The sequence below is a fragment of the Aeromonas sp. LsrichE-8G genome, from assembly GCF_022869435.1.
In the GTDB taxonomy this organism is placed as follows: Bacteria; Pseudomonadota; Gammaproteobacteria; order Enterobacterales; family Aeromonadaceae; genus Aeromonas; species Aeromonas caviae.
In genome coordinates, this window is the sequence record NZ_JALIHH010000193.1 from 734 (window position 1) to 1497 (window position 764).

Here is a 764-nt window from a genome sequence, read left to right on the forward strand (position 1 = left end):
GTACTTACTGGTATTCGGAGTTTGCATGGGGTTGGTAAGTCGGGATGACCCCCTAGCCCAAACAGTGCTCTACCCCCAGTAGTATTCGTCCGAGGCGCTACCTAAATAGCTTTCGGGGAGAACCAGCTATCTCCGAGTTTGATTGGCCTTTCACCCCCAGCCACAGGTCATCCCCTAACTTTGCAACGTTAGTGGGTTCGGTCCTCCAGTTGATGTTACTCAACCTTCAACCTGCCCATGGCTAGATCACCCGGTTTCGGGTCTACACCTTGCAACTAGACGCCCAGTTAAGACTCGGTTTCCCTACGGCTCCCCTATACGGTTAACCTCGCTACAAAATGTAAGTCGCTGACCCATTATACAAAAGGTACGCAGTCACCCCGAAGGGCTCCCACTGCTTGTACGTACACGGTTTCAGGTTCTATTTCACTCCCCTCACAGGGGTTCTTTTCGCCTTTCCCTCACGGTACTGGTTCACTATCGGTCAGTCAGGAGTATTTAGCCTTGGAGGATGGTCCCCCCATATTCAGACAGGATGTCACGTGTCCCGCCCTACTCGATTTCACATCAAGGTTGTTTTCGTGTACGGGGCTATCACCCTGTATCGCCGGCCTTTCCAGGACCGTTCCACTAACTTCCAAGATGCTTAAGGGCTAATCCCCGTTCGCTCGCCGCTACTGAGGGAATCTCGGTTGATTTCTTTTCCTCGGGGTACTTAGATGTTTCAGTTCTCCCGGTTCGCCTCGCTACGCTATGTATTCACG

The 764-nt window shown here is 52.2% G+C and carries 1 rRNA gene (cut by a window edge); it reads right to left on the minus strand.

From position 1 onward, the window contains the following. Positions 1–764, minus strand: a 23S ribosomal RNA gene (locus MUW49_RS18445); its annotated part reaches 733 nt to the left of the window's first position; the annotation flags it as partial.